9 protein-coding genes and 2 pseudogenes are annotated in these 14,490 nt (G+C 64.1%); 5 read left to right on the plus strand and 6 right to left on the minus strand.

The window, feature by feature from the left end; genetic code table 11:
* Window positions 1–171 precede the first annotated feature (171 nt).
* Window positions 172–1,587, minus strand: a complete 1,416-nt coding sequence (locus tag K2Y56_RS06760) for a hypothetical protein (protein WP_292506351.1) — start codon at window positions 1,585–1,587, stop codon at window positions 172–174.
* The gene (locus K2Y56_RS06765; protein ID WP_292506352.1) at window positions 1,584–3,284 is read right to left on the minus strand and encodes an SIR2 family protein; all 1,701 of its coding nucleotides are present in this window, start codon (window positions 3,282–3,284) and stop codon (window positions 1,584–1,586) included. The genes K2Y56_RS06760 and K2Y56_RS06765 overlap by 4 nt, the downstream gene beginning before the upstream one ends.
* 1,013 nt (window positions 3,285–4,297) lie before the next feature.
* On the opposite strand from K2Y56_RS06765, the gene K2Y56_RS06770 reads away from it, so the two are divergent.
* The 4 genes from K2Y56_RS06770 (at window position 4,298) to K2Y56_RS06785 (ending at window position 6,737) form a co-directional block, all read left to right on the plus strand.
* The gene (locus tag K2Y56_RS06770) at window positions 4,298–4,579 is read left to right on the plus strand and encodes a hypothetical protein (protein ID WP_292506354.1); all 282 of its coding nucleotides are present in this window, start codon (window positions 4,298–4,300) and stop codon (window positions 4,577–4,579) included.
* 120 nt (window positions 4,580–4,699) lie between these two features.
* The gene (locus tag K2Y56_RS06775) at window positions 4,700–5,683 is read left to right on the plus strand and encodes an ADP-ribosylglycohydrolase family protein (RefSeq protein ID WP_292506357.1); all 984 of its coding nucleotides are present in this window, start codon (window positions 4,700–4,702) and stop codon (window positions 5,681–5,683) included.
* Window positions 5,684–5,740: 57 nt separating this feature from the next.
* On the plus strand, window positions 5,741–6,148 hold the full coding sequence (locus tag K2Y56_RS06780; RefSeq protein WP_292506359.1) for a hypothetical protein: 408 nt from the start codon (window positions 5,741–5,743) through the stop codon (window positions 6,146–6,148).
* Between the two features lie 325 nt (window positions 6,149–6,473).
* Window positions 6,474–6,737, plus strand: a complete 264-nt coding sequence (locus K2Y56_RS06785; protein WP_292506361.1) for a hypothetical protein — start codon at window positions 6,474–6,476, stop codon at window positions 6,735–6,737.
* Between the two features lie 68 nt (window positions 6,738–6,805).
* Here the strand turns inward: K2Y56_RS06785 and K2Y56_RS06790 are convergent, their stop codons facing one another.
* The 3 genes and pseudogenes from K2Y56_RS06790 to K2Y56_RS06800 all read right to left on the minus strand — a co-directional run bounded on the left by K2Y56_RS06790 (window position 6,806) and on the right by K2Y56_RS06800 (window position 8,742).
* The gene (locus K2Y56_RS06790; protein WP_292506362.1) at window positions 6,806–7,042 is read right to left on the minus strand and encodes a hypothetical protein; all 237 of its coding nucleotides are present in this window, start codon (window positions 7,040–7,042) and stop codon (window positions 6,806–6,808) included.
* 368 nt (window positions 7,043–7,410) lie between these two features.
* Window positions 7,411–8,181 (minus strand): annotated as a pseudogene (locus K2Y56_RS06795) (cobalamin-binding protein); the annotation flags it as partial.
* 291 nt (window positions 8,182–8,472) lie between these two features.
* Window positions 8,473–8,742 carry a hypothetical protein gene (locus K2Y56_RS06800; RefSeq protein WP_292506364.1) on the minus strand — a complete coding sequence of 90 codons (270 nt, stop codon included), beginning with the start codon at window positions 8,740–8,742 and terminating at the stop codon, window positions 8,473–8,475.
* 334 nt (window positions 8,743–9,076) lie between these two features.
* Between K2Y56_RS06800 and K2Y56_RS06805 the strand changes: the two genes are divergently transcribed.
* Entirely contained in the window at window positions 9,077–12,232 is a 3,156-nt protein-coding gene (locus tag K2Y56_RS06805) for an alkaline phosphatase (RefSeq protein ID WP_292506366.1), read from the plus strand.
* A gap of 51 nt (window positions 12,233–12,283) precedes the next feature.
* Here the strand turns inward: K2Y56_RS06805 and K2Y56_RS06810 are convergent.
* A pseudogene (locus K2Y56_RS06810) lies at window positions 12,284–14,339 on the minus strand (TonB-dependent siderophore receptor).
* Window positions 14,340–14,490 lie beyond the last annotated feature (151 nt).

Below are 14,490 nucleotides of genomic sequence, written 5' to 3' on the forward strand. Positions count from 1 at the left end.
CTAGCTGGCAAGGGCGCCGAGCTTCGAGGTTTTTTAACCGTTCCGCTCCGACGGAAAGGGTATATCGTCTCCGTAGTATTGGCCGTGTTCTGCTGCTGCCGGCGATACTTTCCTAGCTGAAAATATTGCTTCGTCGGCGAAAACCTCGACGTTTGGGCTTGTTACGTTCCCCTACATAAAGAAACGGAACTGGTAGATTCCCTTGCCCATTTTGGGCATCCGTTTGATGACCTGCGCCAGCGTCTTGGCATAGCTCATGGTGACGGGAAGCGGGTCGTACAGGGCGTCGTTGTTCCAATTCATTTTGGACAGAGCCAGAACCGCTCGCGCGGTGTCATCCCAGGAGCCGTGGCCAGCATGCCGAACAAGGCGCAGCGGGCGAGGCGTGCCGCGACCGCCTTGAAAATAGGGGCCCCGTCCGAGCCCGTCGACGGCGCCGTGCATCCAGAGGAGCGCGTCTTTGCCGCTAAGTCCGAGTAGGGTACCGCGTTTGACGGGATATCCGTCCGCTTGTGCCCTTCTAGGATCATTGCCGTCCTGTTTCCAGCTCGCCGCCTGCCATCCTACGTCTTCAATGACCTGAATTAGGTCAACGTTTTCGCAATGCTTCAGCGCCTCGAAACACCCATCGATCTCGGCTTCCTTGAACTCGGTCGACTTGTGCACCATCACCCGCGTCGGCGACCGCCCGGCGTGCCTGCGGCGGTAAAGGTCGAGCGACCTGGTAATGACTCGGAACATTTCCGTATGTGAAAGAAAGGGGTTCTCGCGCTGTACGTCCATCTCGGCCGTGTCATAGGCGATGAACTCAAGCCCAGCGCCGTCGGCGTCGAATACTTGGCTGCAGCAGGTTACAAACCGCGGCTGATCGGACTCGACTGCGCGCAGCGCGTAGGAGATGCCGATATAGGCTGTGTCAGGCACGACGTGTGTTAATTTCCAAGGAACGCCGCCGGCCTTAGCGTATAGCGCGAGGCCGATCCGCCACATGACGCTGGCACGGCAGGGATAGGACAGCGCGCTCCCCTCGCGCACAATTTGGATCGGAAGCTGTCGGCTGGCGGTGAAAGCTTTGAGCTGATGGTGTAGGTCGAACTCGTGGGGCCCGTGGAATCCAGCCGCCCATCGTTCGGGTAGGTAAATGAAGAGGACGTCGAAGTCAGCACGGTTAGCATCCAGCAGCTGGATTGCGCGAACGACGCGCTCGGCGAGGAGCAGCTCCGGTGCTGCGCTGTCCTTAAGCTCGGCATCGAGACTCACCTCAAGCTCCCGTAGGCAGGGCTTCGCCGCCGGCGCGAGGTGAGTCTGGAAGACGCCGTTGAAGCTCGTCCATGCAGGCAGATAGTCCTTTCGCTCTCGTGGCTGCGCGGAACGGTTCAGTTCTTTGAGGAAGGCGAACAGCCGCCTGGACTCACCTGCGGGTGATAGAGTGGCGACGCGGATAGGCGATGGTGTGAAGGCAGTCGAGTATGGACCGAACCGCCCTAGACCGCGCAGCGGGTGGATGTCCGTATCGCTCGGTCGATCAGGATGGAACAGCAGCTGGGCCTCGGGCAAGCGGACATGCGGCTGGAGCGCTCCAATCATGGTTTTACCGAGTAGGAGAAAGCGGAGCGCTTATCGAGCGTGTACGCGGCGTCTATGCCGTCGCCGATACGGAGCGCTCGGATGTTCTCGCCAGCGAGCCGACGGGACCAATAGTCGATGAGCTTGTCCAACACCTGATTATAGCGGCGCACCGTTCGTTCGCGCGCGAAGTCGGACGTGATAGCTGTCGTCCCCTCGTTGGCACCGTCGAATATGATGCGCGGCTCGAACAGCAGCCAAACCCTATCGCTTGCCCAATCCAGGCGGAGGCTGACTCCCTCCCGCCAGGAGATGCTGCGATCCTTGGGGACGCCGCCACTGATCTGGCCGACGATATGGCGCAAGTCCTGCCACTCTTCGCTCGCCGGATTTTCCGGAGCGAGCAGGTCTCGGGAACCTCGCGGACGGACGTCCATCGCGCACGTCTGCGCGATCGCGGCGACTAGTGCCCGTCGGAGCAAGCCGCGCTCCTGCGAGTCGTACCGTAGCCGCCGATCCTCAAAGGTTAGAAGTCCAAAATCGGTGATTTTGAACGGCTCAAATGTTTTTCTGAACGCGTCGTCGCTGCCGAAACCGATGACGCCGGCCTGAGTGCGGGCGACGATCAGGCGAGCGTCGGCTGCCTCCACGATCCTCTGGACGTCCTTAGCATTACCGACATCGCACACGACCTTCCTGCAGTTAATCGGGTAGGTAACTGCCAGCGCGTTCATGCGCAGCACCGGGTAGCCCTTCGTGCCCGCGGGAGCAGGAGCGAATGAGAAGCGGCGCCGCTCCAGAGCCCCAGCACGCAGCTGGGCGGCATCAACTTTTGGCAGGAGTCTGAGCAGGTCGATCATGGTCTCGTCAAAGTTCTCGATGCGGACGATCCCGCATTCGACATTCGCAGCTGCCGCGCGATCCAACAGACGTGTCACACGCTCGAAGGGCGGATGCTCGCCTCGGTGCAGCCAAAAGAGGCCGCCCGGGAAGGCACCTGGCTCCGTTAACCCCGCCTCAAGCGCCTCCATGACTGAATCGTCGCGACCGCTATAACCAGCAACGACTAGCCCGAAGCGTCGGCACGCATCGATCATCTGCTGGCGGAATTTTGCGTCCTGGTGGCGGAGCTCCTCACTCGTGTTCTTTAAGCGCCTGGACCGGAAGTCGCCGTGGAGCTTCACCTCGATCGGCCATTGCTGCTCGGATATGAACTCACCGGCGAGAGCGGTGCCGTCTAGCGATGCCGAGTTAAGCGCGGCAGTCGTGCCGAAGGTGCGCGCGCAAGCGTCGGCGAGCAGATGGTCAAAGTTTGTCGTCCAGGCGATGTTGGTGTGCTTCGCCTGCATGAGAGCGGCCAAAGCCAGATGCCCCTGGGTCGGCTTCATGCCCCTGATCATGTGCTCGATATAGGTTCGCCGGTCCTGCTCCTGCGGGTAGGTTGCTTCGAAGAGCGCCGAATATTCGTCCGGAGCTCCGGGCTTCGGCAACGTCTCTGATTCCGCCACGAAGGCATTGAGCAATGCCTGAACCGCGAGATGGGAAAGATCCTCGACCGATTTCCGCGATGCCTTACGTTGTGTGATGTACAGTTCGCGCTTGAAGCGCCAAATCATGTCCCAAGCAGTCTGGATGCCGGCGGACGCCGAAACACCGGCGCCGAGCAACCACATGAGCCTCCCGTTGCGCATCGAGAAGCGCCGCGCGAAATCGTCCAAGGAGATTTCTGTCGTTACGCCTGGTTCGTCCATCTGCCGACACCATAAGGGTTGGTAGCGCATGGCTAAGGTGTCGAGACAAATGAACTGATCGGCCACTTCAAGCTGCAGGCAAGGGCTGCCGACACACAGGCAAATAGCAGCAGCCCCACCTCAGGCGCTTTGGCCGGGGGCTTGAGGCGTTGGAAGGTCAGCCAGTCGCAGGGTGAGGCCATTGTCGGTCCTCCTCGCGGCTGCCCGGCACCGGCGTGCAACAGCACGTGTAGCTTGAAGGAGGGGTCACAATTGCCCTGTGTTCGCTCAGAAGTCGCCGGACCCCAAACTGTCAAGATTGTTCACATAGATCAAAGCAATCGAAATTCTTGGAAGCCGACGTTCTGAGCTTCCGCAAAGGTTCATTTTCTCTCCTTGTCGATGCTGCCGTTGCGCGTCATGGTCCGGCTGGCTCAGCTTCCTTATAAGGTATTTGGTGAGCGCGGTAAGCTCGCACGCGCCCAGACGCCCCGAAAGCAGGGTGAGCCAAGGTCAGCACAATCGGGGGCCTTGGTGACCACTTGTGAGCGCCGGGGACCGCATTGGTGATTGGTTAGGGCGAAGGCACGTTCGAGAGGGTGACGCTCGCTTCATCACTGGTCGTATGCTGCATCCTCCGCACAGGCGTGCCGGGCGGTGACACCGCAACGCTGTAGGTTCTAGGCCAGATTGCAGCGCCCGATTGCTGCAGAAGCTGGCGACAATCGCCTACATACGCGGCCCCCGGAGGGAATGCTCTCTTCCTCTCTCCGTTGGATCCTACCGGGCATGCGGGGGTGTGCAGCCGATCGTGATCACGCCTGTCCTCCTGCTTCAGCGCTCCCGGTGCGGAGGTCCGTTGTGCGGAGCTGCTGCACGTGCGCACCGCTTCCCATCGCGCTCAGCCTGACGCGGCTTCGTCGCCACGCCTGCTCTCTGAAGTTCCTCGTGCTGCCGCGAATAGCCTGCGCCGCCACTCGTACGGTCGGCGAGGAGATCCGATGCAGCCTGCCGATCACGAACCACCTTCCCCTTCGCTCGCTTGGCGCATCTTCATCACGCCCGGCATCCTGATCCTCAAGTTCCAGTACTTCTTCCCCAAGGCCGGTAACGTCTTCGGCTCGGGTCGCCGGGTCGATCATCCCGGCATGCACATCCTCTACGCCGCCGGCTTCTGGCTCTTCGCTACGATCATCCTGGCCGAGTTCGTGTTCGGTGGCACGCCGCGCCACGCGGCCCCGCCCGCTGCTTCGTCACGCCCCATCACGACGCCCACGCGCTGACGTCGATCTGCGGCACAGCGGAACTGAGCCTTGCTGCCTCGGGCGAGAGTCGACTTCGGTCGCGCCGCGAAGCGCGCCGCCAGTCCATTAATCCTCACCTCACACAGCAAGGACAGCGCCATGGCAAATCCATCTGCCGACACCACAACAGCTTCGTCAGCGATCACACTCGACCGCGCCCGCGGCGCCTTGCTGGGCCTTGCGGTCGGCGACGCCCTCGGCGCGACGTTGGAGTTCGAGCCGCGCGACGCGCATCCGCACCACACCGAAATGCTCGGCGGTGGCCCCTACATTCTCGCGCCCGGCCAATGGACTGACGACACCGCGATGGCGCTGGCGCTCGCCGACAGCCTTCTCGCCGCCCGCGAACAAGGCGCTCCAGGTGACTTCAATCCGCGCGACCTTGCCGAACGCTTCGTCGCCTGGTGGCGCAAGGGCGAGTACTCCTGCACCGGCAGCTGCTTCGACATCGGCATGACAACCGCTGCGGCCCTCGCACGCTTCGAGCAAACCGGCGACCCCTACGCCGGTTCATCCAATCCTAGGGACGCCGGCAATGGATCCGTGATGCGCGTCGCTCCCGTCGCCCTCTTTGCCTTGGACGATGCCGAGGCCGCTGACCGGTCCGCCCGCGATCAAAGCCTTATCACCCACGCTGCGCCCCAGGCTGTCGAAGCCTGCGCCTTCTTCGTCCAACTCCTACGGGCAGCCATTCAAGGTCAGACGGACGTACTGCGCCCACGCGACTGGGCGGGCGATGCCGCCATTCGAGCCATTGCTACGGGCTCATGGCGCAGTAAGCCACGGTCAGAGATCCGCTCGACCGGCTTCGTTATCGACACGCTCGAAGCGGCCCTGTGGTCCATCGGCAGCACCGACAGCTTCGAGGATGCCCTGGTGCTGGCTGTCAATCTCGGCGGAGACGCTGACACGGTCGGCGCTGTCACTGGTCAGCTCGCCGGCGCGCTCTACGGCGCCTGTGCCATCCCCGAGCGCTGGCTCATGCCGCTAGCTTGGCGGGACAGGATCGCCGCAACGGCCGACCAGCTCCTGAGCGACAGATCATCGAGGCACGCCCTCGAAGGCGCCTCGCCAGGCTGCTGAGGCCCTCATTCTTCGGCCTATGACCGCCCCGCTATCCTTCCCTTCGTCGAGCTGACCATGTCTGAGCCTATCGGATCCTCCCACCCCGAGCCCAGCGTCGGGATCTTCTGGAGCGTCCGCGTTGGCAAAAGTCGTGTCCTCGTCACCGACGCCACCGTGCTCTCGCATGCCGAGGCTTACGGAGCAGCTCTCACCCATCCGCGCGGCCATTATGATGTTTGGGAAGCCTGGCACCGCCTCGGTCCTGCTGGACTCCTGCGGTATGGCCTTCCAGCTGAGATCGCTGACAGCGAGTACGAGGACCATCCGCGCGGGCGCATCGTCTATGGCACCCAAACCAAGACATCCATCCTTTACACGGATCAGCGCCTGCAAATCCCGGCCTTCCCCCAACGTATCATGACAGCTTTCAGCCTTCCAACCAAGAAAACTCTTGTACGGTCGGATAGCCATTATCGGAGTTGAAGGGGTCAAAACTCAATCGCTTAAGGCCGACAAACCGCTTTGGGAGGCTTTAAGATAGGCGGCTTTTGAGTGCACAATTTACAATGCAGCCGTCCATGTTGGAGGTGGAACGTCCGCTTCGGACCGAACGATCAAGGTCCGTTTGCCATGTTCTCGATTATGGGAAAAATCGTTTGCGCACGGCCGGAGTACCGATTCCGTCGTCGACCGTTGCGTCAGAACATCTCCAAAAATAATTCGCGCTCTTCGTGAACCGACTCCGTCACCGCAGCGACCAATGAAGGTCAGAGCCCAAATGACGGCTCGCGGACTTCAGGAGGCAGACATGTTCGGTTCACGTAAGCTCATCCCGCTTCTCGTCATCGTTGGCATGGGAGCCTTCGGGGCAACGGCTGCATCGGCACATGGCCACACTCATGGTGGTCACGGGCATGGCCATGGCGGCCATGGTCATGGTCACGGCCAATGGGGCAATGGTCATGGACACGGCCACTGGGGTCACGCGTCGGTCTATTACGGCGGTCACTGCCATATCCGGCACGGCTACAACCCTTACGGCGAATTCGTCGTCCGTAGGGTCTGCTACTGAAATCCGGTTGGCCATCTTGAGCCCTGACCAACCACCCGTGCCCTCGCTCAGGCACGGGCGCCCCGCGTTTAGTAACGCTCGCGATAATGGTGATGCCGGCGCTCGACGACACGGTCCGAGACATCGTCATGCCCGCCGTGGTGGCGGCGCGTGACGACGTGGTCATGACCGCCGTGACGGTATACGTCGACATGCTCGTGTTGGTGACGATGCCGGCGCGGACCGTCTTCGTAATACTGGGCCGAGGAGGCGGCGGGAATCAGGATAGCCGCTGTCGCGACCAGGGCTGCAAGGCGCGTCTTCATTGCTCGAACCTCTTAGGTTGCTCTGATACGAAGACTAGGTCAGCCCCGTTGAACGAAGCCTGAAGGCGGTGCGAAGCCATCGTTCAGGCGGTAGGTTGCTCGTCCGGGAACAGGGCCGCTCGTGCCGTAGGCGTCCTTTGGTAGCCGTCGCCCCGAGACCGGCCTCTCCCGTCCCCATGCACCCTCCTGATCCAGCCGCGCCGCAGGAGCACGTCGAGGCAACGCCCGTCGATGCGCGATCCCTCGATCCAGCCCTCGTCGGGTACCTTCATGAGGACAGCGCGATGCTTCTCTGAGAGGGGCCACGACGTGAGTGGTGGGACGGGGACCGGGACGTTGGGGAACTCAGCTAGGCTGGCCGGCCTATCAAGGGCCTGCAAGATTGCGTCGAGGCCGTCGGTCAGGGCCGCGGGACCCGGCTGCAGGATCAGCGGTGACTTGATCTCGACGATACGGCCCTGGGCCACCGCCGGGATGCGGTTCCAGCCCGCGCGTCCGGCGATGCGGGACGGCACGACCTTCTTCCCGCACCACGACGCGAGGATGACCTCCGGCGCCGCGGCAATCACGGCCTCCGGGGACACGATGCGGTCCTTAGCAGCGGCCTTCGCGGCAAGCTCCGGAAAGACGTCCTCGCCCCCAGCGACACGCACGAGTTCCGACACCCAGCCAATGCCAGAGATCAGGGGCTCGTCCCATTCCTCGAAGTACACCCTAGGCCGAAGCTCGCCCTTCGCCTGAGCCGCGACCTGCGCGAGGCGGGCCTCGTAGCCGCGCGCGAGCACCTCGGCCTTGGCTCCGGCGCCCACAAGCGCCCCGACGGTGCGGATCATGGCGAGGATGCCGGCGACGTCGCGATGGTTGAACGCGTGCACGGCGATGCCGGCCCGCACGAGATCGGCGACGATGACGGCCTGCAGGTCCGAGAAGGTCAGGACCAGGTCGGGGTCGAGGGCCAGGATCTTCGGCAGGTCGGCGCTCGTGAAGGCCGAGACCCTCGGTTTCTCGCGGCGGACCTGGGGCGGGCGAACGGCATACCCGGATACGCCGACGATGCGGTCCTGCTCCCCGAGCAGGTACAGGGTCTCGACGGTCTCTTCCGTCAGGCAGATGATCCGTTCGGGTGGGAAGCGACGCATGCTGGCGTAACGGAGCTGGAGGGGCGGCGCTCATTCGCCGGCGTAGCGGATCCGTCGGATATAGGCGGCCGGCACGAAAGGAGCTACCCGGGACAAGGCGGCATCGGTCTGCGCGCCCCTCGATAGGCGCCAAGCACCGAGACTTCGTAGCGGGGGAAATCCAGAGAATTTCATGGTCGCGTCATTGAAGGGGCTTTCTCCGTACGATTGCACCTGCGCGACAGCCGAGTCGCTCCACGCCGTCCGGGAGATCCCCGACGGCGTGGTGTTCATCCGCATGATGACTGCCGATCATTCGCAGACGCGCACACGGCGGACGTAGACACCGCCGAATTCGTCGGCCACGCGCCGGCTTTCGAGGTAGCAATCCCCTTCTGCAGCCGCGGCCGCACCTGCAGCCAGGACGCCAAGGGCCAGACCCCCGAGGACGATGCCGCCGTAGCCCACGCCGTGGGAATGGTTGCTCTTGAGGTACATCGGCTTTGCCGAGGCCCCACCGGAAAGGCCGGTGAACAGGACCAGTGTACCGAGGGCAGTGGCGATGATTGTCTTACGGGTCATGGCGGGTTCCTCCGAGTTGCGGGCCGTCTCTTCACGCCCCTGACACCCGTTGGTCGCGCGAGTGCGGAGAACGGTTCACGATCTCCGCAACTTCTTTGGTCCGTCCTTCCAGAACACCGCCAGCTGGTCGGCATGGCTGAAGGCGGAAAGCTTTCACATGGTTGTCATCGAGTTAAGTCACGCAGGTTCTCGGGATCGTGCCGAGGTCGGCTGCAGTCGTTCCGCGCCCTGACCTGCACTTCCTACAGGCTCGAAGATGTCCGCTGGCCGAGACCGGCGGTCACTCCATCTCACCGCCGACCCATCGGCGCCCACAATAGAGAGAGCGAGAACCATGGCGTCGACTGCCAGCCCCATCAAGAACGTGATCGTGATGATCGCCGACGGCGCCGGCTACAACACGCTGGAGGCCACGCGGCTCTATCTGCAGGGCTTGGCCGAGGGCGATGCGCGCGCCGGCGCGGCCGGACGGACCCTCGTGGCCGACGGGCCTGGCTTCGTCGCAACGGCCCAGTCCGTGTTCCCGCTCGATACCCGCACGACCCCGATCCCGGGCGAGACCGGGACCGCCCAAAACCCGAACACGGTCTACGACCCGGCCAGGAACTACGATTTCCGGCCCGTCGCCGGCTCGGACACCGTCGCCAATGGCGGCTTCCAGGTCACCTATCCGCGTGGTTTCGAGGGCTACGAATTCCACCGGCAGACCTATCCGGATTCGGGTAACACGGCCTCTTCCATCGCCACCGGCGAGAAAACCTACAACAACGCCATCGACGTGGACGGGGCAGGCGAGCCGCTCTTCTCGATTGCCGAGCAGTTCCACCAGCTCGGCCGGGCGACCGGTGTCGTCTCCACGGTGCAATTCAGCGATGCGACCCCGGCGGCGACGGGCGGCGCCCACAACATCGCCCGCTCCAACGCTGCCCAGATCGCGCAGGAGATGTTCGCCTCCGGTACCCTCGACGTCATCGCCGGGACCGGCAACCCGGACTACAACGACAACGGCCGTCTGCGCACGAGCGCGGACTACACCTGGGTCGGGGCTGATCTCTGGAATTCGCTCAAGGCCGATACCTTCCGCTCCCTGGACGGTCAGAGCTGGAACCTGCTCCAGGACCGTGCCGCGATCCAAGCCGCGGGCAGCGGTGCGCCGACCACCGAACGCCTGGCGATGATCACCCAGGCCTTCACATCGAGCAACTTCAACCGCGACGGTGCGGCAGCCCCGAACACGACGGAAATACCGTTCAGCGTGCCGCGTCTGGCGACCTCCCCGACGCTCTCCGAGCTATCGCTCGCCGCGCTCAACCGGCTCAACGTCGACCCCGACGGCCTCTACCTCTCGATTGAGGGCGGCGCCGTCGACCGCGCGATGCATGCCAACAACCGCGGCCGGATGATCGAGGAGTACATCGAGTTCAACAACTCGGTCCGCACGGTCGTCGACTGGATCAACTCGCCGACGAGCCGCGCCACCTTCGAGGACACGCTGCTCATCGTCACCGCCGACCACGACCACCTGTTCTTCGGACCCGAGGGCGCAACGATCCCGTATCAGCCGGTCCAGCCGGACCGGAACGGAGACGGTGTTCCCGAGGGACTTTTCTTTAGCGGCAACCACTCGAACCAGGTCATCCCGCTCTACGCCATGGGCGCCGGCGCTTCGCTGATCCCCTCGCTTGCCGACCAGGTCGACGCCTTCACAAACGCGCAGGGCCAGCGGATCGGGTCGGGTCGTAACTTCACCGACCAGGCCGAGCTCGGCGACTTCCTCCAGGCGCAAGTCCGCCTCAACGCGACGGCGGTCGATGCCGGAAACAACTCCCTGCTTGGCAGCGATGCCGGGGAGGCGCTGAATGGGCTTGCCGGCAACGACTTCATCGACGGCCGCGGCGGCAACGACACCCTCATCGGTGAGGCGGGCAACGACGTCCTCTCCGGCGGCGCCGGCGATGATGCCGTGCTGGGCGGCGCCGGCAACGACACCGCCTTCTTCAACGTCTCGACGGATGGCGCGGATCGCACCGACCTCGGCGAGGGAACCGACATTGTCAACGTCTCGGCCGCCGCGGCTGGTCAGGTACGTCTGACCTTCACGTCGGCGCAGGTCGGGAACGGCTCGACCGTCGACACCAACACCATGGCGAACCAGGATGGCGGCCTCGCCATCCGGCTGCAGGCAGAGGCCGCGGCCGACGCACTGACTGGCCCGGTCAGCCGTTTCGACGACGAGGGCATCAGTTTCGTCGCCTCGACGAATGGCGTCACCTTCGACGTGCGCGATCTCGTGAGCGGCGCGGCACGCGGGGACCAATTCCAGGTCGTCACGCTCGGGACCACGGGCAACGATACCTTCACGGTGCCCGCCGCTACCGCGGCCCAGCCGCAGCGCTCCACCTACTTCAACGCCGGCATGGGCAACGACACCGTCACCGGCGGATCGGCCAACGACTTTCTCGTCGGTGGGGCTGGCAACGACACGCTCAGTGGCGGCGCGGGCAACGACAGCTTCATCGCCGGGGCGGGCAACGACATCGTCGTCGGCGGGACCGGCGCCGACACGGCGATCTTCAACTTCGCGCTGTCGGCGGCGACCGCTGGCGTTGCCGCCAATGGTGGCATCGTCATCAACGGTCCGGAAGGCAGCGACACCCTCACGGGCATCGAGCAGTTCCAGTTCACGGACCGCACGATCAACAACGCCGACGGCGCGCCGCTGGTCGACGACCTGTACTACCTGATCCGCAACCCGGACGTGGCCGCCTCGGGCCGGGATGCCGATGCCCATTATGCCGAGTTCGGCTTCCGCGAGGGCCGCGATCCCAACGCCTTCTTCTCGACGACGGGCTACCTTGCCGCCAACCCGGACGTCCGCGCCGCCGGCCTCAACCCGCTCACCCACTATGACACGAACGGCTTTCGCGAAGGCCGTGATCCAGGTGCCGCCTTCGACACGCAGTTCTACCTCTCGCGCAACGCCGACATTCGTGCCGCCGGGACCGATCCGCTCGCCCATTACCTTGAATTCGGACAATCGGAGGGGCGGGCGACCAACGCGGCCATCGGCCGAGCGGGCAACATCTCGAACGGCTTCGACGCCGAGTTCTACCTCTTGAGCAATGGCGACGTGGCTCGCGCGTCCATCACCGCGGGCGGCGATGCCTTTGCCTTCGCGCGGCAGCACTTCAATAACTCCGGCGCTCGCGAGGGCCGTGACGCCAACGCGGTGTTCGACACCGACGGCTACCTCGCCGCCTACGGTGACGTGCGTGCGTCAGGCATCAACCCGCTGACGCACTACACGCAGTTCGGCTTCAAGGAGGGTCGCGACCCAAGCGTCAGCTTCGATAGCTCAGCCTATCTCGCCGCTTACAGCGACGTGCGGGCTGCCGGGATCGATCCGATGCAGCACTACCTGCAAAATGGCATCTACGAAGGCCGCTCCGCGTTCGCGGACACCACCTTCGGCGCCGGTACCATTGGCTGAGGCCAAGTCGGTTCATGACGTACGGCCCCGATATCGCCTGGGCCGTACGTCTCAGAACGACATACTGTAGGCGACCTCGACGGACCGGGGCCGCCCCAGCAGCCACATCGTTGAACTGCCGGTGATCGCGTAGACCTCGTCGAGCAGGTTGTAGACCCGTACGCTGAAGCGGGAGGTCGGGGTGGCTTGATAGTCGAGCCCGCCGTTGACGACGGTGTAGCTCGGGCGCTTGGCGGTGTTGGCGAAATCGCCGAACGTCTCGCCGACAATCTGCACCCCGCCCCGGGCCTCCCACCGTGGCGCGAACGCCCAGGTCAGCCACAAGTTGGCGACCTGCTCGGGCACGTTCTGAGGCTGGTTCCCGGCGAAGTTGACTGCCACCCCGCCCACCGATTGCTGGAAGTCGTCGTACTGGGCATGCAACAGGGCGAGGTTCGCCTCGGCACGCCAGTTCTCCCACAAGCCGAGCGACAGGAACGCCTCGACGCCGTGTGATGATTGGCTGCCGACCTGTACGGCCACGGTGGGCCGATTGGGGCCCACCGTCAGCAAGTTGTCCTTCTTGATCCGGTAGCCGGCGAGCGTGAACTCGCCGCGTCCCTCCCAGAACGATTGCTTGAAGCCGACCTCGACCTGCTCGCCGGTGGAGAGCTGGAAGTCCTTATGGGTTAGCGACAGGGTGATGAGGCTGCCGACTGGATCAACGGCCGTCGCATACTGAGCGTAGAGCGCCGTGCCTAGCGTTGGGGTGTAGACGGCGCCGAAGCGGTAGCTCACCGCGCTGAGGTCCTTCGTGAAGCACGCCGGCAATCAGCGACAGCTGGTCGGACAGGATCAGGCGGTCCTCGGCGAAGACCGCATACTGGTCCGTGCTGGTGCGGTGGCCGGGGCTGATGCCGTTCACCCGCAGGAACTGACCGGGATCGAATGCAAAGGGGTCGACGCTGCTGGTGCCGCCGTAGGGCGAGTTGTTGGTGTGCAGGAAGTCGATGTGGTTGACGTCGAAGCCCGCCACGAACTCGTTCCTGATCCCGAACACGCTGCCGCGGAACGTGGCGTCGAAGCGGTTCCCGATCTGCTCCTGGTCGTGGAAGATCTCGATGTAGTCGCTGCGATTGATCCGGCCTGTGCCCGGGACGAACCGGTAGCTCTCGACGTCGCGGTAGCGCCGGGCCGAGGTCAGGCGGTAGGCCGTGTTGCGGATCGTGATGTCTGCGCTGGGATTCCACTCGGCCTTAAGTTGAGTCCAGTTATCCTTGAAGATGATCCGGCTGTCGTCGACGTTGTAGTTGCGGAAGCGGGTGCCCGGGACGATGCGTCCGTTGACCAGCGGCGTCCCGAAGTAGCGCATCGGCTCCTGGTAGCCGTAGTCGTTCGACAAGGTGAAGGCGAGGTCAGGCGTCGCTTGGTAGAGGAGCGAGCCGGAGATCGCGAGATTGCGGAAGTCGCCGTTCTCCCGCAGCCAGCCCTCAGCGACATTTCCGCTGATGTTGAAGCGATAGGCAAGCTGGTCACCGATGGCGCCGCCGCTATCGAGGGCAAGGCGCTTGATCCCGTCCGAGCCGATGGCCGCACGCGCCTCGTTGATGGACACGAAGGTCGGCTTCTTGGGCACCACGTTGATGATGCCGCCGATGGCACCCTCTCCGAACAAGACGGAGGCTGGGCCGCGCAGCACCTCGATGCGATCGACGTTCCAGGTGTCGAACGGATAGGTGACTGTGCCGGCACCAACGTAGAGCCGAGTGCCGTCGTAGAGCTGCATGACCGAGTTCACCCCCGCGAAGCCGCGCGAAGTGTAGGATCCACCGCCATTGCCGGGAGCGCCGATGGTCGTGATGCCGGTGGCGTTCTGGGTCACCGCGTCCGTGACGTTGTTCTGGCCGCGCTCGCGGATCTTCTGGCCCGGGATGATCTCGATGCTGGCGGGCGTCTCCAGCGGCGTGAGGTCGAGGCGGCTGCCGCTGCGGCTCGGCCTGGCGAGGTTGAGGCCGACCGGCGACGCTGTGAAGGGCCCGTTACCAGCGCCGGTGCCGGACACCGAGAGCGTATCGAGGGTTACGGCTCCAGCTTGCGCCGAACGCGGGAGCGCGTCTTCCTGAGCCATCGCCCGTGAAATGCCGGGGACGGCGAGGCCGGCGGACAGTGCGAGGGCGAACGCATGGCGAAGCGACGGCTTCGAGCCGGTCGCATGGATGGCAGTGAACGGCATCGTGAGACCTCGGGCGACGGCTGTGGCACGTCACCGCGAACGAAGC

The organism is Methylobacterium sp., assembly GCF_019745455.1.
GTDB lineage: Bacteria > Pseudomonadota > Alphaproteobacteria > Rhizobiales > Beijerinckiaceae > Methylobacterium.